Source organism: Shinella sp. CPCC 101442, assembly GCF_024704725.1.
GTDB lineage: Bacteria > Pseudomonadota > Alphaproteobacteria > Rhizobiales > Rhizobiaceae > Shinella.
Genome location: NZ_JALIQS010000003.1, coordinates 323,337 through 339,803, shown reverse-complemented (window position 1 = coordinate 339,803; position 16,467 = coordinate 323,337). Strand labels below are relative to the sequence as shown.

General features: G+C 62.6%; 17 protein-coding genes. 9 read left to right on the top strand and 8 right to left on the bottom strand.

What is annotated here, in order from left to right:
* Nucleotides 1-32: 32 nt before the first annotated feature.
* Nucleotides 33-728 carry a B12-binding domain-containing protein gene (locus MUO32_RS12240; RefSeq protein ID WP_257948576.1) on the bottom strand — a complete coding sequence of 232 codons (696 nt, stop codon included), beginning with the start codon at nucleotides 726-728 and terminating at the stop codon, nucleotides 33-35.
* A gap of 368 nt (nucleotides 729-1,096) precedes the next feature.
* Between MUO32_RS12240 and MUO32_RS12235 the strand changes: the two genes are divergently transcribed.
* The 5 genes from MUO32_RS12235 to MUO32_RS12215 all read left to right on the top strand — a co-directional run bounded on the left by MUO32_RS12235 (nucleotide 1,097) and on the right by MUO32_RS12215 (nucleotide 6,956).
* Nucleotides 1,097-2,680: a trimethylamine methyltransferase family protein gene (locus MUO32_RS12235; protein ID WP_257948575.1), complete on the top strand. Its 1,584-nt coding sequence runs from the start codon at nucleotides 1,097-1,099 to the stop codon at nucleotides 2,678-2,680.
* A 107-nt stretch (nucleotides 2,681-2,787) separates the two neighbouring features.
* Nucleotides 2,788-3,480, top strand: a complete 693-nt coding sequence (locus tag MUO32_RS12230) for a ferredoxin (protein WP_257948573.1) — start codon at nucleotides 2,788-2,790, stop codon at nucleotides 3,478-3,480.
* 48 nt (nucleotides 3,481-3,528) lie between these two features.
* Nucleotides 3,529-4,281 (top strand): phosphodiester glycosidase family protein, encoded by a 753-nt coding sequence (locus MUO32_RS12225; RefSeq protein ID WP_257948572.1) that lies wholly within the window; start codon nucleotides 3,529-3,531, stop codon nucleotides 4,279-4,281.
* Between the two features lie 78 nt (nucleotides 4,282-4,359).
* A complete protein-coding gene (locus MUO32_RS12220) occupies nucleotides 4,360-4,881 on the top strand; it encodes an RNA polymerase sigma factor (protein WP_257948571.1) in 522 nt (173 codons plus the stop codon).
* A gap of 14 nt (nucleotides 4,882-4,895) precedes the next feature.
* Complete coding sequence (locus MUO32_RS12215) at nucleotides 4,896-6,956, top strand: VWA domain-containing protein (RefSeq protein WP_257948570.1); 2,061 nt, start codon at nucleotides 4,896-4,898, stop codon at nucleotides 6,954-6,956.
* Between the two features lie 72 nt (nucleotides 6,957-7,028).
* Here MUO32_RS12215 and MUO32_RS12210 read toward each other — a convergent pair whose 3' ends face one another.
* A complete protein-coding gene (locus tag MUO32_RS12210) occupies nucleotides 7,029-7,310 on the bottom strand; it encodes a hypothetical protein (RefSeq protein ID WP_257948569.1) in 282 nt (93 codons plus the stop codon).
* Nucleotides 7,311-7,378: 68 nt separating this feature from the next.
* Here MUO32_RS12210 and MUO32_RS12205 point away from each other — a divergent pair, with 68 nt between their 5' ends.
* Entirely contained in the window at nucleotides 7,379-8,293 is a 915-nt protein-coding gene (locus MUO32_RS12205) for a LysR family transcriptional regulator (protein ID WP_374708638.1), read from the top strand.
* Here the strand turns inward: MUO32_RS12205 and MUO32_RS12200 are convergent.
* Nucleotides 8,278-8,625: a hypothetical protein gene (locus MUO32_RS12200; protein ID WP_257948568.1), complete on the bottom strand. Its 348-nt coding sequence runs from the start codon at nucleotides 8,623-8,625 to the stop codon at nucleotides 8,278-8,280. The genes MUO32_RS12205 and MUO32_RS12200 overlap by 16 nt on opposite strands.
* Nucleotides 8,626-8,751: 126 nt before the next feature.
* Between MUO32_RS12200 and MUO32_RS12195 the strand changes: the two genes are divergently transcribed.
* Together MUO32_RS12195 and MUO32_RS12190 are read left to right on the top strand one after the other, a co-directional pair.
* Nucleotides 8,752-9,399: a transcriptional regulator gene (locus MUO32_RS12195; protein WP_257948567.1), complete on the top strand. Its 648-nt coding sequence runs from the start codon at nucleotides 8,752-8,754 to the stop codon at nucleotides 9,397-9,399.
* The gene (locus MUO32_RS12190) at nucleotides 9,396-10,529 is read left to right on the top strand and encodes an aminotransferase class I/II-fold pyridoxal phosphate-dependent enzyme (RefSeq protein ID WP_257948566.1); all 1,134 of its coding nucleotides are present in this window, start codon (nucleotides 9,396-9,398) and stop codon (nucleotides 10,527-10,529) included. Before MUO32_RS12195 ends, MUO32_RS12190 begins: the two co-directional genes overlap by 4 nt.
* Before the next feature lie 46 nt (nucleotides 10,530-10,575).
* On the opposite strand, the gene MUO32_RS12185 is transcribed toward MUO32_RS12190, so the two are convergent.
* Complete coding sequence (locus MUO32_RS12185; protein WP_257948565.1) at nucleotides 10,576-10,899, bottom strand: DUF1330 domain-containing protein; 324 nt, start codon at nucleotides 10,897-10,899, stop codon at nucleotides 10,576-10,578.
* A 152-nt stretch (nucleotides 10,900-11,051) separates the two neighbouring features.
* Nucleotides 11,052-12,068, bottom strand: coding sequence for a betaine--homocysteine S-methyltransferase (gene bmt, locus MUO32_RS12180; protein ID WP_257948564.1), 1,017 nt, complete (start codon nucleotides 12,066-12,068; stop codon nucleotides 11,052-11,054).
* 161 nt (nucleotides 12,069-12,229) lie between these two features.
* Between bmt and MUO32_RS12175 the strand changes: the two genes are divergently transcribed.
* Nucleotides 12,230-12,862: a LysE family translocator gene (locus tag MUO32_RS12175; protein WP_257948563.1), complete on the top strand. Its 633-nt coding sequence runs from the start codon at nucleotides 12,230-12,232 to the stop codon at nucleotides 12,860-12,862.
* Nucleotides 12,863-12,926: 64 nt separating this feature from the next.
* Here MUO32_RS12175 and MUO32_RS12170 read toward each other — a convergent pair whose 3' ends face one another.
* The 3 genes from MUO32_RS12170 to MUO32_RS12160 form a co-directional block, all read right to left on the bottom strand.
* Nucleotides 12,927-13,970 carry a glycine betaine/L-proline ABC transporter ATP-binding protein gene (locus MUO32_RS12170; RefSeq protein ID WP_257948562.1) on the bottom strand — a complete coding sequence of 348 codons (1,044 nt, stop codon included), beginning with the start codon at nucleotides 13,968-13,970 and terminating at the stop codon, nucleotides 12,927-12,929.
* On the bottom strand, nucleotides 13,963-14,874 hold the full coding sequence (locus MUO32_RS12165) for a proline/glycine betaine ABC transporter permease (RefSeq protein ID WP_257948561.1): 912 nt from the start codon (nucleotides 14,872-14,874) through the stop codon (nucleotides 13,963-13,965). Before MUO32_RS12165 ends, MUO32_RS12170 begins: the two co-directional genes overlap by 8 nt.
* Before the next feature lie 255 nt (nucleotides 14,875-15,129).
* On the bottom strand, nucleotides 15,130-16,128 hold the full coding sequence (locus tag MUO32_RS12160; RefSeq protein ID WP_257948559.1) for an ABC transporter substrate-binding protein: 999 nt from the start codon (nucleotides 16,126-16,128) through the stop codon (nucleotides 15,130-15,132).
* Between the last annotated feature and the right edge of the window lie 339 nt (nucleotides 16,129-16,467).

Below are 16,467 nucleotides of genomic sequence, written 5' to 3'. Positions count from 1 at the left end.
CGATTCAAGACCGGCGCCGTCGAATGTCATGATCAGCCGGCGAGCATGTTGTGCTTGCGCTTCATGAATTCCTTGGCGGTTTCCACGGCGACGGCCGCGTCGCGGCAGTAGGCGTCGGCACCGACAGCCTTGCCGAATTCCTCGTTCAGCGGCGCGCCGCCGACGAGAACGACGTAATCGTCGCGCAGGCCCTTTTCCTTCATCGTGTCGATGACCACCTTCATGTAGGGCATGGTCGTCGTCAGCAGGGCGGACATGCCGAGAATGTCGGGCTGTTCGCGCTCGATGGCTTCCAGGTAGTTTTCGACCGGGTTGTTGATGCCGAGGTCGATGACGTCGAAGCCAGCGCCTTCCATCATCATGCCGACGAGGTTCTTGCCGATGTCGTGGATGTCGCCCTTGACGGTGCCGATGACCATCTTGCCCTGCTTCGGTGCGCCGGTGGCGGCAAGCAGCGGGCGCAGGATGAACATGCCGGCCTTCATGGCGTTGGCCGAAAGCAGCACTTCGGGAACGAAGAGGATGCCGTCGCGGAAGTCGACGCCGACGATGCGCATGCCTTCGACGAGCGCCTGGGTGAGCACGTCGTAGGGGACCCAGCCGCGCGCGAGCAGGATGTTGGTGCCCTCTTCGATCTCTTCCTTGAGGCCGTCGTAGAGGTCGTCGTGCATCTGCTGCACAAGCTCTTCGTCGGAGAGATCGGCGAGAATGATTTCGTCGTCAGACATATTGGTTCCTCGTCTCCAGTGGCGCTGCGGCGGCAGGCTCTCATCACAAGGAATAGCCTTCCTCTGGCGCGAACCTGATTTTGAAAGCGACGTCGCATATGGCGAAAAGCGACCCGCCTCCCGCTTCTTGCATGAATAGCCCGTAAAGCCGTGAATTGACAGTGCAAACAAGACAATGCCGCTACGATGTCCGTCGCAATCCCGCTATAGTCGCGGCCGGGCCGGTATCCCGCGTGCGCCACCGCTTGGCGCATTGAGAACCGCCCCGTCTTCGCGGCTTGCTAGCATAGAAAAAGAGGCGCGGTTCGGGCGCCGGAACAAAGATCAAAGGTGCCTTCCAGCATCGGAATAACAAGGAAAGACGGATCATGAGCGACGATATTCAGCAGGTGGCAGGCGAGGGCGCCGGTGAAGGCGGTGGTCGCCGTTCGCGCGAGGGTCGCGGGGCGGCCGCACGGCGCGCATCGCGCACCGGCGGCGGCCCGGGTCCGTCGCTCCCCTACATCACCCGCAAGATCAAGGAATATGAAGTCCTCGACGAAGAGGGCCTGCAGCTTATCGAAGCCAATGCGGATCGCATTCTGGAAGAGATCGGCATCGAATTCCGTGACGATGCCGAAGCGCTCCAGCTCTGGCGCGAGGCGGGCGCGGATGTGCGCGGCGAGCGCGTGCATTTCCCCAAGGGGCTCTGCCGTGAACTCCTGAAGACCGCACCATCGCAGTTCACCTGGCATGCCCGCAATCCCGAGCGCAGCGTGCACATTGGTGGCAAGGCGACCGTCTTCGTACCGGTCTACGGCCCTCCCTTCGTGCGTGACCTCGATGGCGTCAGACGCTATGCGACGATCGAGGACTTTCGCAATTTCGTGAAGCTCGCCTATATGGCGCCGTCGATGCATTCGTCCGGCGGTACGGTCTGCGAGCCGGTCGATGTCCCCGTGAACAAGCGTCACCTGGACATGGTCTACACCCACCTGAAATATTCCGACAAGCCGTTCATGGGCTCCGTCACCGCGCCGGAACGCGCGGAAGACTCGATCGCGATGGCCAAGCTAGTTTTCGGCGACGAGTTCGTCGAAAACAACACCGTCATGATGAACCTCATCAACGCCAATTCGCCGATGGTCTTCGACGAGACCATGGTGGGTGCGCTGAAGGTCTATGCCCGTCATAACCAGGCCTGCGTGGTCTCGCCGTTCATCCTGTCCGGCGCCATGAGCCCGGTCACGGTCGCCGGCACGCTGACGCAGATCCTTGCCGAAGTTCTCGCCGGTGCCGCCTTCACCCAGCTCATCCGCAAGGGTGCGCCGGTGCTGTTCGGCACCTTCGCGGCCTCGATCTCCATGCAGTCGGGCGCGCCGACCTTCGGTTCGCCGGAGCCGTCGCTCGTCTCCTATGGCGCGGCACAGCTCGCCCGCCGTCTCGGCATTCCGTTCCGTACCGGCGGTTCGCTCTGTGGCTCAAAAATCCCGGACGCGCAGGCCGCCCATGAATCGGCCAACACGCTGAACATGACGCTCTTGGCCGGCACGAACTTCGTGCTGCACGCCGCCGGTTGGCTGGAAGGCGGCCTCGTCGCCTCCTACGAGAAGTTCATGATCGACCAGGACCAGCTCGGCATGCAGCAGAAGTTCGCCGAGGGCATCGACCTTTCGGAGAACGCGCAGGCGCTCGACGCCATCCGTGAAGTCGGTCCGGGCAGCCACTATCTCGGCTGCGCCCATACCCAGGCCAACTTCCAGACCGCCTTCTACCGCTCGCCGCTCGCCGACAATAACTCGTTCGAGCAGTGGGAGATCGAGGGACAGAAGCGCATCGAAGACCGTGCCAATGCGCTCTGCCGCACCTGGTTGGAACACTACGAGGCGCCCTATCTCGATCCGGCCATCGACGACGCCTTGCTCGCCTATATCAAGGAGCGCAAGGACTCGATGCCCGACGCCTTCACCTGAAAGGGTCCCGATCGCGCCAGGGAGCAAGGCGGAGCAATACGGGTGGCGGACATGATCCAGAAGGAAGTCTGGCGTCCCCACTACGAACTCAAAGGGGACGTGACCAAGTGAGGGCGCGTTCCCCCGATCTAGAAAACATCCGTGCGGCTCTCGAGCCGCACGGTCTTTTTTTGCGCGGTTTTTTGAATTTCACGGAAGGTGAGGCGGCCCCGCGTTTGACTGATGGCCGTTCCGCAAGGAGCGTCGCCCTTGTCGGTAATATCGGCAGCTCTCTGTGGTCGGCTTTTTCCCACTGGCGGGAAACCCAATCGGACCACGGCGGCAGTGACCCGCTCGACACCTGGTCGAAAGCCGTCATCCGCCCCATCGCCACCACGGTGGAGGCAGCGGTGTGGTTTCCTTCCGATCCGCCCTGGCAGCCTTTCCAGCAATGGGCCATGCGCGCCGAAGGCCTCAAAGCCTCGCCGCTCGGTATCCTCATCCACCCTGTGCACGGCCTGTGGCACGGCTACCGCGGCGCCCTCGGTTTTGCCGAACCGATCGTTGACGAACCGGCAGTCCGTGCCGCGCATCCCTGTGATAGTTGTCCGGACAAGCCCTGCCTCGCCGCCTGTCCCGTCAGCGCGGTGCGCCCGGAAAAATTCGACGTGCCTGTCTGTCGCACGCACCTTCGCACGGCGGAAGGACAGGGCGGCTGCATGGCCAAGGGCTGCTTCGCCCGCACGGCCTGCCCGGTCGGTGCAACCTACCGCTACAACGACGCACAACTGCGCTTCCACATGGCGGCGCTGTCGCTTTGAGCACGGTTCGTCGCTAAATTCGCCGCATTGCCCCTTGAGCCGATAGCTATGCGACCCTTCCTGTTCTTCTCCATCCTGCTTGCCACTTTTGCCCTGCGGAGCATCGCCATGGCCGAGCCGCCGAAATGCGCCGTGATCGAGCATCTCTCCGGTCGCTACACTGTCTGCACCTTCGATCTCGCCAAGGACACGATCCGGCTTTTTGGCGCAGGAACGCTGGAGGCGCGGGGTGCGACCTATGATCAGCTCAACACGCATCTCCTGCGCAACGGCCAGCACATGAGCTTCGCCATGAATGGCGGCATGTATCATCCGGACTACGGGCCGGTCGGGCTGTTGGTCGAGCAAGGCCGGGAGGCGGGCGAGCTCAACCATGCCGATGCCTTCGGTAATTTCTTCATGAAACCCAACGGCGTGTTTTGGGTGGGGGATGGCGAAGCGGGTGTGATGGAGACGGAAGCTTTTGCGAAAGCCGGGCTTTCACCGCGTGAGGCGACGCAGTCGGGGCCGATGCTGGTAATCGACGGAAAAATCCACCCACGCTTTCTGCCGGATGCGACCAGTTTGCAGATCCGCAACGGCGTCGGCGTTCTGCCGGACGGGCGCGTTGCCTTTGCGATTTCGAACGATCCGGTGCGCTTTCACGATTTCGCGACGCTCTTCCGCGACCGGCTTCAGAGCCGGAATGCGCTGTTTCTCGATGGCAGCATTTCCAGCCTCTACGCCCCGGAAATCCGCCGGCATGACCGGGATGCGGCGATGGGTACGATCATCGCCGTCGTGAAAAATCTGCCCTGGTAATGATTTTTTTGAAAAACACCCAAGGATCGCTGCCTGAGACACGTCTGAGAGGATAGTGCACGCAATCGGGATGGACCCGTGGAAACAGAACTTGTCGAAAAGGCGGCGTCGGGAGACAGGCAGGCTTTCGCCGCCCTGATCGAAGGCCGCTATGATTTCATTCATGCCGTCGCCTGGCGATGGTGCGGCGACCGGCAGGATGCCGAGGATGTGGCGCAGGAGGTGTGCATACGTCTCGCCAACGCTATCCGCGGCTTCAAGGGCGCAAGCCGCTTTGGCACATGGCTCTATACCGTGACGCTGAATGCCGCGCGCGACCAGATGCGCAAGCGCCGCCGTGCCGAATGGCGCGATGCGGCCTATCTGCGTGAACAGGCGGTGCTCGATGGCGGCCCGCCGGAAGAGGGCAGCGAAGAACTGTGGCAGGCTGTGCGGCAACTGCCGGACAAGCAGCGCGACGCGGTGCTGCTGATCTACAGTGAGGGCCTGAGCCACGCCGCGGCGGCCGATGTTCTCGGCTGCGCCGAAACGACGATTTCCTGGCATGTGCACGAAGCCCGCAAGCGCCTGAAGGTGCTTTTGCGCGATGCCGCCGCGTGACGGAAGGATAGGATATGACCGATCTCGACCTCGAAAAACTCGCCCGCCGCGCCGCACCGGCCGCTGACGCCTCTGTCCGCGCTGCGGCGCTTGCCGTTGCCATGCAGGCTTTCGACAATGCGGAAAAAAATGCGGATGCTCCCCAAGGATCGACCAGGGACGGGCGTCAAAACTCCATCTTCAACCGGATATGGAGCCCCATCATGAACCGCAAACTCTTGGCCGGCTCGGCCCTTGCCACCCTGCTTGTCGTGCCTGTCGCTGGCCTCGTCACCTATGAAATGGTGCGCAACGGCACGGTGCCGCTGACGACGGAAACGGAGATCGCTGCAAAGCCTGTCGAGGGTGAGCTTCGCGCACGTGTCGACAAGAAGACGTCGCTAGGCGTCGACGCTGGCGAGATTCATAAGCTTCTGAATAAAGAGCAGGCCGTCGGTGGTGGTGCCAAGCGTTCGACTCCGAATGCGGACGCAAAGGCGATCGCTGCCGAACCCGCACCGATTGCCGAAAGTCGCGACGAGGAAATGGCTGCCGCCATGCCGGAATCGCTCGCCGTCGGCGGTGCCGCGAACACACCGGCGCTGAGCCGTGCGGTGACGCAGTCCTCCGCAGTGGCGGACAGCATCGCCATGCCCATGCCGGAAGAAGACCGCGAGCGCTTCGCCTCCGCCGATCCGAACCCGGTGAAGAGTGTCGCCACCGATCCGGTCTCGACCTTTTCCGCGGATGTCGACACGGCCTCCTATTCCTATATGCGCGGCGCGCTGCTCGGCGGTAGCCTGCCGGAGCCGGATTCGGTGCGCGTCGAGGAGCTGGTCAACTACTTCCCCTATGACTGGAAGGGGCCGGAGACGGCGGAAAAGCCGTTCAACGCCACCGTCACCGTCATGCCGACGCCGTGGAACAAGGACACCGAGCTCCTGCATATCGGCATCAAGGGTTTTGAGACCGTGGCGACGGAGCAGCCGTCGGCCAATCTCGTCTTCCTGATCGATGTCTCCGGCTCGATGGACGAGGCCGACAAGCTGCCGCTGCTCAAGAGTGCCTTTCGCCTGCTGGTCGGCAAGCTGAAGGAGACGGATACGGTCTCGATCGTCACCTATGCCGGCGATGCCGGCGTGGTGCTGGAGCCGACGGCGGCGAAGGATCGCCAGAAAATCCTCGACGCCATCGACAATCTCGAACCCGGCGGCTCGACGGCCGGTGCCGAGGGCATCGAGGCCGCCTACAAGCTGGCGCAAAAGGCCTTCAAGAAGGATGGCGTCAACCGCGTCATGCTGGCCACGGACGGCGATTTCAATGTCGGTCCGGCGAGCGACGAGGACCTGAAGCGTATCATCGAGGAACGCCGCAAAAGCGGCATCTTCCTCTCCGTACTCGGCTTTGGCCGGGGTAACTACAACGATGGCATGATGCAGGCGCTGGCGCAGAACGGCAACGGCACGGCCGCCTATATCGATACGCTCGCCGAAGCGCAGAAGACGCTGGTCGAGGAGGCTGGCTCCTCGCTCTTCCCCATCGCCAAGGACGTCAAGTTCCAGATTGAGTTCAACCCGGAGCGCATCGCCGAATACCGCCTGATCGGCTACGAGACCCGCATTCTCAACCGCGAGGACTTCAACGACGACAAGGTGGATGCCGGCGATATCGGCTCCGGCCATCGGGTGACCGCGATCTACGAGGTGACACCGAAGGGCAGCCCCGCAGTGCTGAACGATCCCCTGCGCTACGGCAAGGGCGATGCGGCGGCAACGCCTGCCGCCAGTGGCGGCGAGCTTGCCTTCCTGAAAATGCGCTGGAAGAAACCGGATAGCGACAAAAGCGAACTCGTCACCATGCCGGTGACGGACGCCAATGCCATTGCCGATGTGAACGCGGCCTCCACGGACATACGCTTCTCCGTTGCGGTTGCCGCCTTCGGGCAGAAGCTCAAGGGTGTGTCCGCATTGCAGGACTATGCCTATGGATCGATCCTCGGCCTTTCCGAAGCCGCGAGGGGCAACGATCCCTTCGGCTACCGGGCGGAGTTCGTGAAACTGGTGCAGCTCGCCGGTGGGCTTTCCGGCGAGAAGTGAAAGCTCGCCCATGCGGTCTGCCGGCTCCTTCTCTCCGTGAAAGGGGAGAAGGAGCAAGCTGCGAGCCTCCCCTTACGCGGCGGGCCGGCTGCTTTCGGAGGCCGGTGCAACATCCCTCCCGACGTGCTTGTGGAGAGACGGTCGCGGCAACCGGATGAGGGGCGCCGTCCAGCGCCTCTCCTTCGTTCGGGGTAGAGGCTCGACGCGCGGATGGTCGCCTTCGGCCAGGCTGAGCCCCGCATCCCGCAGCAATCGCCGATCTCCGCGCGCGATGAGCAGCCGCAGGGCCTCGCGCTCCAGCCGTTTCTGCCGATAGCGGGCCAACAGCGTCCGCAGTTTTGTCAAAATATCCATGCCCTTCGCCTTTCCTTCTGCGAGAGAGCCAAGCAAAGCCGTAGACATTTCACAAACGAATAGCGATGATGGCAGACATCAGAAAAAGCGATGGCGCCATGTATCCACCTCTCGAAAGTGATCTCCTCAGGATTTTCGCGGCCGTCGCGCAGGCGGGCAATGTCACGCACGCCGCGGACCGGCTGGGGCGTACGCAATCGGCAATCAGCATGCAGGTGCGCAAGCTGGAGGATTCCATCGGCGCAAAACTCTTCGAACGCGGCCCGCGCGGTGTCGGCCTGACGATGGAGGGGCAGAGGCTGCTTCCCTATGCGAAGCGCATTGTCGGGCTGGTCGACGAGACGACGGCAGCGATGCGTACCCTACCGCTCGACGGGCCGGTGCGGGTGGGCATCCCCGAGGAATACAACCAGACGGTTCTGCCCAATGCGCTGGCCGGTTTCGCGGAGGCCCATCCTGGAGCAGAGGTGACGGTGTTTTGCGGCTATACGGCCCAGCAGATGGAAGCGCTGGAGGCGGACGAACTCGATCTCGCCGTCATCTTCGAGTGGGACGGCGGCATTTCCGGCGAGCTTCTGGCGATCGATCCGACGGTCTGGGTGGCGTCCGTCGCGCATAATCTGCATCTGGAGCGTCCGGTACCCGTCGCATTCTATCGGCGTTCGGTCTGGTGCCGGGAATTTGCCCAACGTTCACTGGAACGCCACGCGATCCCGTACCGCGTCGCCTATACCAGCGATACCAGCAGCGGCCTGCGGTCGGCAGTGGCAAGCGGCCTCGCCATCGCGCCGCTTGCCCGCAGCAACATTCCGCCGGGTGCACGGGAGCTGACACTTGCCGACGGGTTTCCGGTCGTCGATTCCTCGCGCGTCGTGCTGAAACGCAATCCCCGTCGCGGTGGGCCGGCGATCGACGGCATGGCGGATCTGATCCGCAAATCCTTCGGGCCGCTGACGGCGGGCTTGGATCAGGCTTTCGGATAGGCCTTTTCGAGGCCGCCGGAGCGGGTTAGCCCCGTACGCAGGGCGGTGTGCGCGGCGTGCTGGCTGGAGCGGGCGGTTTCCATGAGGCGGATCTGCAGTCGCGTGGGTGCCGTTTCGCCCAGCCATTCGCCGAGCCTTTCCAGCTTCAGCGAATTGAGGAAGGGCGCGGCCGCAGCTCGGTTCAGGCAGACGTGAAGGCCTTCGAGCAGGTTTTCATCCTGCTGTGGGTTTTCCATGAGGAGGCGCAGATACGCCTGCTCGCCTTCGCCAAGGGCCGCAAGCTTGTCGGCAACGGTGTCCCGGTCCGGAAAGGCTGCAAGGTCCGCACTCATGTTCATCCCCTTCAGAATCGTCTTTGCCTTGGATAGGACGCTGCAGAAGCCCTCGCAAGCGGCGAAAAGTTTTTGGACTAAAAATCCAATGTTGACAAATTATCCAATTTTGGATTGTTTGCCGCCATGTTCGATTCATCAAACGCCGATCTGCTGCTCCGCCAGCACGCCGCGACGGCCGCGGCCATCTCGACCCTGTTCTATCCCCATGCCGAAGTCGTGCTGCACGATCTCGAAACCGGGCTGGTCGCCGGCATCTGGAACGCCTTTTCCGGCCGCAAGCCGGGCATGGAATCCCTTGTCGGGGAGGAACTGGCCGAGGTGGGCGAGGCCGGCGTCTATGGTCCCTACGAAAAGACCGGCGAGGACGGCCGCCGGCTGAAATCCGTGACCGCCGTGCTGAAGGACGACTACGGTCAGGCACTTGGCCTGCTCTGTATCAACATGGACGTCTCGCATTTCGAGGCGGCGGCGAAGCTTCTCTCCGCCTTCACCGGCGTTGCCGCGTCGCGCCCGCCCGCGCTCTTTGCCGGCGATTGGCGCGAGGAAATCAACACGGCGCTGCACGATTGGCTGCGCAGTCGTGGGCTGGCGCTCACTGCCCTCAAGAAGGGCGACCGCGTGGCGCTCGTGACAATGCTGGACGAGCGCGGCCTCTTCCAGACCCGCAACGCCGTCGATCATCTCGCCGGCCTTATCGGCGCCTCGCGCGCCTCGATCTACAACTATCTCGCCGATGCCCGGCGCCAGAGCCAGAAGGACATGACGTCATGACCACCCTGCCGGATTTCCGCCTTGAGACCCATTTTTCGCGCTGGGAGTTCAAGGCGCGCCACCATATGACGGCGAGCGACGCCGAGACCATGACCATGTCGGAGCTTCTGGCGCTGGCCGGTCCCGAAGATCGCGAGGCCTGGGAGCGCGTTTCGCTCGGCTACACCGAGACCTGGGGCGCGCCGGCGCTGCGCGAAACCATCGCCTCGACCTATGAGACACTGTCCGGCGCCGACATTCTGACCTTCGCCGGCGCGGAAGAAGGGCTGTATTGCGCCATGCTGGCGCTGCTCGGGCCTGGGGACCACGCCATCGTCACGGTGCCGAACTACCAGTCGATGGAGACGATGCCGGTTACCATCACAGGCAAAGTGACCGGTATAGCGCTCCGCCCGGAAAACCGCTGGCAGCTCGATCTCGACGACGTCCGTGCTGCACTTCGCCCGGAAACCAGACTTATCGCCGTCAATTTCCCGAACAATCCGACCGGAACGATCGCCGACCAGGACATTTTCCGCGAGCTTGTCGCGCTGTGTGCCGAACGTGGCATCCATCTCTTTTCCGATGAGGTTTATCGCGGGCTCGAAACCGACGCTGCAAAGCGCCTGCCGCAGGCCGCCGATCTCTTCGACAAGGGCATTTCGCTCAATGTGATGTCCAAGGCGTATGGCCTGCCGGGTCTGCGCATCGGCTGGATCGCCTGCCGCGACCATGCGCTGCTCGAACGTATGGAGAAGATGAAACATTATCTCTCCATCTGCAACGCGCGCCCCTCCGAGGTGCTGGCCGGTATCGCGATCAAGGCGCGCGAGACGATCTTTGGTCGCAACCGTGCGATCTGCGCGGAAAATATCGCCAAGATCGGCGCCTTCTTCGCCGACTATCCCGATCTCTACGAATGGGTCGCGCCCGATGGCGGTTGCGTCGCCTTCACGCGCTATCTGGGAAAGGATGGCGTGGAAGAACATTGCCGCCGACTGGTGGAAGAAAAGGGTGTTTTGCTGCTGCCCTCCAGCCTTTTCGTCTCTGCGCTTCTGCCTGTCCCGGTGGACCGTTTCCGCGTCGGTGTCGGGCGCCGGAACATTGAGGTGGGCCTTGCGGCCTGGCGGGAATTTTTGTCGGAAGCCTGATTTCAACGACCTCGCGGGCTTGTCCGCGAGGCTTCTCCTCTGGTGGCTAGTCCAGAATATCGGTCGCCCTGTGTCCGTCTTCCACGCCATCGACCAGCAGAACATCCCCGTCGGAATTGCGGGTGCGCAGCGGCAGGATTTCCTGATAGGCGGGCGAAGCGTACCAGTCTTCCGCCGCCTTGCGGTCCGGAAAAGACAGCATGACGATGTCACCGGCGAAGGCGCCTTCGAGCACCCGCTTGTTGCCCTCGCCATGCAACACGAATGCTCCGCCGTACGGCGCCATGGTCGCATCGATGCCTTCGAGATAGGCGATGATGTCGGGGCCGAACGCGACGTTGCGAAGATGGGCGATTGCGTAGGTGGTCATCGGGGTCTCCTCTACCGGGTTTCGGTGAGAGGACCCTAGACGGCGCCGTGCGGCGGATCGATTACCTTGCAGGTAATGGCCATCGCTACGCGCATGAAAAAGCCGCCCACGGCGCCGACCGGGGCGGCTGATCTTGATAGGAAGACCCGACCTTAGCCGCGGCGGCGGCCGCCGCGTTCGCGGGTCGGCTGGGCGGCGCTTTCGTCGGCCGTCTTGTTGCGCAGCGGGCCGATCTTTTCAACAATGGCTTCGAGGGTGGGGCGGTCACGCGGCTCGTGCGCATCGAGCGCGACGCGCATGGCGGCGAGGTGCTCGCAGGACGTGCCGCAGCAGCCGCCGATGATGCGCGCGCCGGCATCGCGGGCGAGACGGGCATATTCGGCCATCAATGGCGGCGTGCCGGAATAATAGATTTCCGAGCCGCGAAATTCCGGAATGCCGCAATTGCCCTTGACGACCACGGTTGCGGACGGGTTGGCACCCGTCATGTCGAGCAGCGAGGAGAGGATGTCGGATGCGCCGACGCCGCAATTGGCGCCAACGGCCAGAGGTCCCGCACCGATATCGCCGGCAACGCCATGGATGTCGCGCGGATGAAGGCCCATCATGGTCTTGCCGGCCGTATCGAACGAGCCGGTATAGACGAAGGGCATGCCGACCTTGGTGGCGGCTTCCGCGGCGGCACGGATTTCCTCGGGCGAGGACATGGTTTCGATCCAGGCGACGTCGGCGCCGCCGGCCTTGAGGCCTTCGATCTGCTCGACGAAGGCGGCGACGGCGTCGTCATAGGTCAGCGCGCCAAGCGGCACGAGCAGTTCGCCGGTCGGGCCGACGGAGCCGGCGACGATGACGTTGCGCTCAGCCTTGTCGGCGACGGCGCGGGCGATCTCGGCGGCCGTCTTGTTGAGGTCGAAGACGCGGTCCTGGGCGTGGTGCAGCTTCAGGCGGTGGCGCGTGCCGCCGAACGTGTTGGTAAGGATGATGTCCGCTCCGGCATCGACGAAGTCCTGGTGCAGTTTCGTGATGTTTTCGGGCTTGGCCTCGTTCCACAACTCCGGCGCTTCGCCAGCTTCCAGGCCCATGGCGAAGAGCGAGGTGCCCGTTGCACCATCGGCAAGCAGGAAGGGCTTTTCGGCGAGCAGGTTGGCAAGCTTGTTCGTGGCGGTCATGGGCGGATCCTTCTGTTTGTCGCATCATATAAAGATTTCCTTATGTGATTGCAACGATGCATTGCCGGCAAACAAAATGATGTTTCAGGCGACTCGGCGGTTGTGCCCCGGCGTGATGCTGCTAAACCGGAATTCCGGCTCCATTCCAAAAGGAAACTCTCATGCCGGATTTCTCCACCTTCATGCTCTTTGCCGCCGCGTCCCTGGTTCTGACCGCGACGCCCGGTCCGGATATGCTGCTCATCGCGTCGCGTAGCGTCAGCCAGGGGCGGTCCGCCGGTTTCCTGACCTATGCCGGCATCGCCGCCGGCACCTATTGCCACGCGTTCGCGGCCGGCCTTGGCCTGTCCCAACTTTTCCTCACCGTTCCCATCGCCTATGAAATCGTACGTTGGGCCGGCTGCATCTACCTGCTTTATCTTGCTTACAAGACCATGCGGTCGGAAGGATCCGCCTTTTCTCCGTCGGCGACGCTGAAGCGGCTGTCGGGCAAACGGATTTTCTCCGAAGGCCTCGCCACGAACCTCCTCAACCCGAAGATGGCGCTGTTCGTGCTGGCGCTCTTTCCGCAGTTCGCCGATCCCTCCGGCGCGTCGCTGCCGGTGCAGATGGCCGTGCTGGCCACGGTCTTGAACGGTGTGGGTCTCTTCGTGAACGGCATGGTCATCCTGCTGGGTAGCCAGTTGCGAAGCCGCCTCGGCTCCATCAGCCGTTTCCCCCGGCTGCCGCAGTATTTGCTGGCGAGCGTCTTTGCGGGACTGGCGTGCAGGCTGGCGCTCGGCACCCGCAGCTAGGCGCAAAAAATCCCGCCGCAAAGCGCGCGGCGGGACGTTTGTTCGCCAGGGTCGCCGTGTCGGCTCAGGCCGCCTTCGCCTCGTGGCTCGTCGGCGTCACCATGCTGGAGATGATCGCGCTGAGGCTGATCGCACCCACCGGACGATTGTTCTCGTCCACCACATGGGCGAGCGTCTGGTTCACCGAGGTCATAGCGCGGGCGGCCGCTTCCAGCACGGTGCCCTTGACGATCGGCATGCCCTCGGGAGTGCCCGACAGCGGCGCCATGATCGTCTCGACATTAACCACGCGACCGCGGTTCACTTCCTTCACGAAGGCCGTGATGTACTCGTCCGCCGGGTTGAGCACGATTTCCTGGCCGGTGCCCTGCTGCACGACCATGCCGTCGCGCAGGATGGCGATCTTGTCGCCGAGGCGAAGCGCCTCGTCGAGATCGTGCGTGATGAAGACGACGGTCTTCTTCAGCTCCTTTTGGAGATCGAGAAGCACGGTCTGCATGTCGACGCGGATGAGCGGGTCGAGCGCCGAATAGGCTTCGTCCATCAGCAGGATATCGGCGTCATTGGTCAATGCGCGGGCAAGGCCCACGCGCTGCTGCATGCCGCCCGACAGCTGGTTCGGATAGTGGTTCTCGAAGCCGGACAGGCCGACCCGGGCGATCCACTGCTTTGCCCGCTTCTCGCGCTCTTCCTGGCCCACGCCCTGGATTTCCAGGCCGTAGACGGTGTTTTCGAGCACGGTGCGATGCGGCAGCAGCGCGAACTTCTGGAACACCATCGCCGTCTTGTGGCGGCGGAATTCGCGAAGGTCGTTCTCGCTCATCTTGCAGACGTCGACGCCGTCATAGAGCACTTCGCCGGCGGTCGGGTCGATCAGGCGGTTGATGTGGCGGATCAGCGTCGACTTGCCGGAACCCGAAAGCCCCATCACCACCATGATGCCGCCGGCGGGCATGGAGATGTTGATGTCGCGCAGGCCGAGAACGTGGCCGTATTTCTCGTTCAGTTCCGCCTTGCCAAGACCGTTCTTCACCGCATCGACATAGTCACCGCCCCGCGGGCCAAAAATCTTGTAGAGATTGCGGACCTCGATTGCATGACTAACCATGAATTACCTCCGAATGCTTCTGCAGCCGCTTGCCATAGGCCTGGCTTGTGCGGTCGAAAATGATGGCGATGGCCACGAGCGCGAACCCGTTGAGGAACCCGACCGTGAAGAACTGGTTGTTGATGGCCTGAAGCACGTTCTTGCCGAGACCGCCGACGCCGACCATGGAGGCGACCACGACCATGGCGAGCGACATCATGATCGTCTGGTTGATGCCGGCCATGATGGTGGGCAGCGCCAGCGGCATCTGCACGTTCTTGAGCTTCTGCCAGCCGGAGGAACCGAAGGCGTCGGCCGCCTCGAGAACTTCCTTGTCGACAAGCCGGATGCCGAGATTGGTGAGGCGGATCATCGGCGGCACGGCGTAGATGACGACCGCGATGAGCCCCGGCACCTTGCCGATGCCGAAGATCATGACGACGGGAATGAGGTAGACGAAGCTCGGCATCGTCTGCATCACGTCGAGGATCGGGTTGATGATGCCCTGCACCCGGTCGGACCGGGCCATGAGAATGCCGATCGGAATGCCGATCAGGATGGCGATGAACGTACAGACCGTCACCATGGCGAGCGTCACCATCGTGTCGTTCCACAGGCCGAGCAGGCCGATGGCAAGCATCGAGACGGCCGTGCCGATGGTGATCCTGATATTGCGGCTGCCGAAATAGACGATGGCCAGCATGATCAATAGAATAATCGGCCAGGGTGAGCTGACGAACAGCCGCTCGAGATAGTTCAGAAACCATTGCAGTGGCTGCACCATCGCGTCGATGGCGTTCACATAGCTTCGAACGAGCGATTTGAAACCGTCGTCGACACTTTTTCTGACTACACGGATGCTGACGTCACTGAAGGCCGGAAATTTACAAAGAAAGCCTGGCAACGATTCACATAGACCTGCCATTCTTGTCCCCTCTCTACCGGAAGTTATTGTCTCGCAACGCACTGCAATTCTTGTGCAATTGCGAACGAGACGGTGCGCACAGGGATATTCTTGTTCTGTTTCCCGGCTTGCGGTTCGTCATGACACGAACCACTCGATGATACTGTGCTGTTTGCGACCTCTGCCGTTTCTTGATGCGCGGCGGCAACGATGCCCGATGCGCTTGTTCAGGTCGCGGAAAAGGCCGGCAGCCGGGAAAGGCTGCCGGCGATCGGTTTAGAGAGCGGCCTTGACCTTCTCGGCGACCTCGGGGGCAACCCACTTGGTCCACATGTCGGGATAGGTTTCGAGGAAGTACTTTGCGGCGTCCTCGTTCGTGCCCTGGTTGGCGTCCATCCAGGCCAGAACCTTGCCGACCGTGCCGTTGTCCCACTGGCGGGTCTTCATGTAGTCCATGGCAACGCCGGCCTTTTCGGAGAAGGCCTTGGTCACTACGGTGAAGACGTCGGAGGTCGGATAGGAGTTGACCTTCGGGTTCGGGCAGTCCGGCACGGCGGTGCAGGCATCCCAATCGGCCTTGTCATGGTCGACGCCGAAGGAGAGCTTCGTCATCTCGTACTTGCCGAGAATGGCGGTCGGTGCCCAATAGTAGCCGAGCCAGCCGGACTTCTTTTCGAAAGCGTTGGCAATCGAGCCGTCGAGGCCGGCTGCCGACCCAGTATCGACGAGCGTGAAGCCATCCTTGTCGGCATTGAGCGCGCGATAGAGATTGTCCGTCGAGACCTGGCAGTTCCAGCCCGACGGGCAATTGTGCACGGCGCCCTTGGACGGGTCTTCCGGCGCGGGGAAGAGGTCGGGATGTTTGAGCGCGTCCTGGACGGTCTTGATGTCGGGATGCGCGTCGGCGAGGAATTTCGGGATCCACCAGCCTTCGACGCCGCCTTCCGAGAGGAGGGGAGCGAGCTGGATGAGGCGTCCCTCGGCAATGGCCGCGTCGAGCGGCGTGCGCACGGCGTTCACCCACATTTCGGGCGCGACGTCAGGCTCGCCCTTTTCGTTCATCGAGGTGAAGGTCGGCATCGTGTCGCCGGTCACGAGCGTCACGGTGCAGCCGTAACCGTTTTCGAGGATGAGCTTGTCGACATGCGCGGCAACGCCTGCCGAGGCCCAGTTCATTTCGGCCATGGAAACTTCGCCGCACTCTGCCGCCTGGGCAGAACCGGCAAAGCCATAAAGGCCGGCAGCGAGGATAGTGGAAGCAAGGAGCTTCTTCATTAGGTTAAGACCTCCCAGTCTTGGATGCAGCAATCAACCCGGAAGGCAGCGCAGGCTACTGCGTTGTCCCGTCTGCCCGAAAGTTTCGCGACAGCCATGGAGGTTCGATGCCAGTGAGGCGAGCCAATCCCCCTGCTGCAAAAGCGCCGATCCCTGTTTTTCTGTTCACCGGCGGAACCCTGTCGCCGGAGACGTGTCGTCGTGCGCTACAGGGGGTAGCCTACGGGTTCCTATTGAGAAATCAACCTCCTGCATGCCGACGGGTTGTCAGGAGACCTTCTTTGACAGGTGGAAAAGCTGAAAAAGCGGCAGGCCTGGAGCGGAAAAAATGGGCGTTTG

Bases quoted from the DNA above. Each gene is read 5' to 3' on its own strand.
- MUO32_RS12210 (WP_257948569.1), bottom strand. From the start codon at position 7,310: ATGGATATTTTGACAAAACTGCGGACGCTGTTGGCCCGCTATCGGCAG.
- MUO32_RS12225 (WP_257948572.1), top strand. From the start codon at position 3,529: ATGCGACCCTTCCTGTTCTTCTCCATCCTGCTTGCCACTTTTGCCCTG.
- MUO32_RS12215 (WP_257948570.1), top strand. From the start codon at position 4,896: ATGACCGATCTCGACCTCGAAAAACTCGCCCGCCGCGCCGCACCGGCC.
- MUO32_RS12240 (WP_257948576.1), bottom strand. From the start codon at position 728: ATGTCTGACGACGAAATCATTCTCGCCGATCTCTCCGACGAAGAGCTT.
- bmt (WP_257948564.1), bottom strand. From the start codon at position 12,068: ATGACCGCCACGAACAAGCTTGCCAACCTGCTCGCCGAAAAGCCCTTC.
- MUO32_RS12190 (WP_257948566.1), top strand. From the start codon at position 9,396: ATGACCACCCTGCCGGATTTCCGCCTTGAGACCCATTTTTCGCGCTGG.
- MUO32_RS12175 (WP_257948563.1), top strand. From the start codon at position 12,230: ATGCCGGATTTCTCCACCTTCATGCTCTTTGCCGCCGCGTCCCTGGTT.
- MUO32_RS12195 (WP_257948567.1), top strand. From the start codon at position 8,752: ATGTTCGATTCATCAAACGCCGATCTGCTGCTCCGCCAGCACGCCGCG.
- MUO32_RS12170 (WP_257948562.1), bottom strand. From the start codon at position 13,970: ATGGTTAGTCATGCAATCGAGGTCCGCAATCTCTACAAGATTTTTGGC.
- MUO32_RS12160 (WP_257948559.1), bottom strand. From the start codon at position 16,128: ATGAAGAAGCTCCTTGCTTCCACTATCCTCGCTGCCGGCCTTTATGGC.
- MUO32_RS12185 (WP_257948565.1), bottom strand. From the start codon at position 10,899: ATGACCACCTACGCAATCGCCCATCTTCGCAACGTCGCGTTCGGCCCC.
- MUO32_RS12235 (WP_257948575.1), top strand. From the start codon at position 1,097: ATGAGCGACGATATTCAGCAGGTGGCAGGCGAGGGCGCCGGTGAAGGC.
- MUO32_RS12205 (WP_374708638.1), top strand. From the start codon at position 7,379: ATGGCAGACATCAGAAAAAGCGATGGCGCCATGTATCCACCTCTCGAA.
- MUO32_RS12200 (WP_257948568.1), bottom strand. From the start codon at position 8,625: ATGAGTGCGGACCTTGCAGCCTTTCCGGACCGGGACACCGTTGCCGAC.
- MUO32_RS12165 (WP_257948561.1), bottom strand. From the start codon at position 14,874: ATGGCAGGTCTATGTGAATCGTTGCCAGGCTTTCTTTGTAAATTTCCG.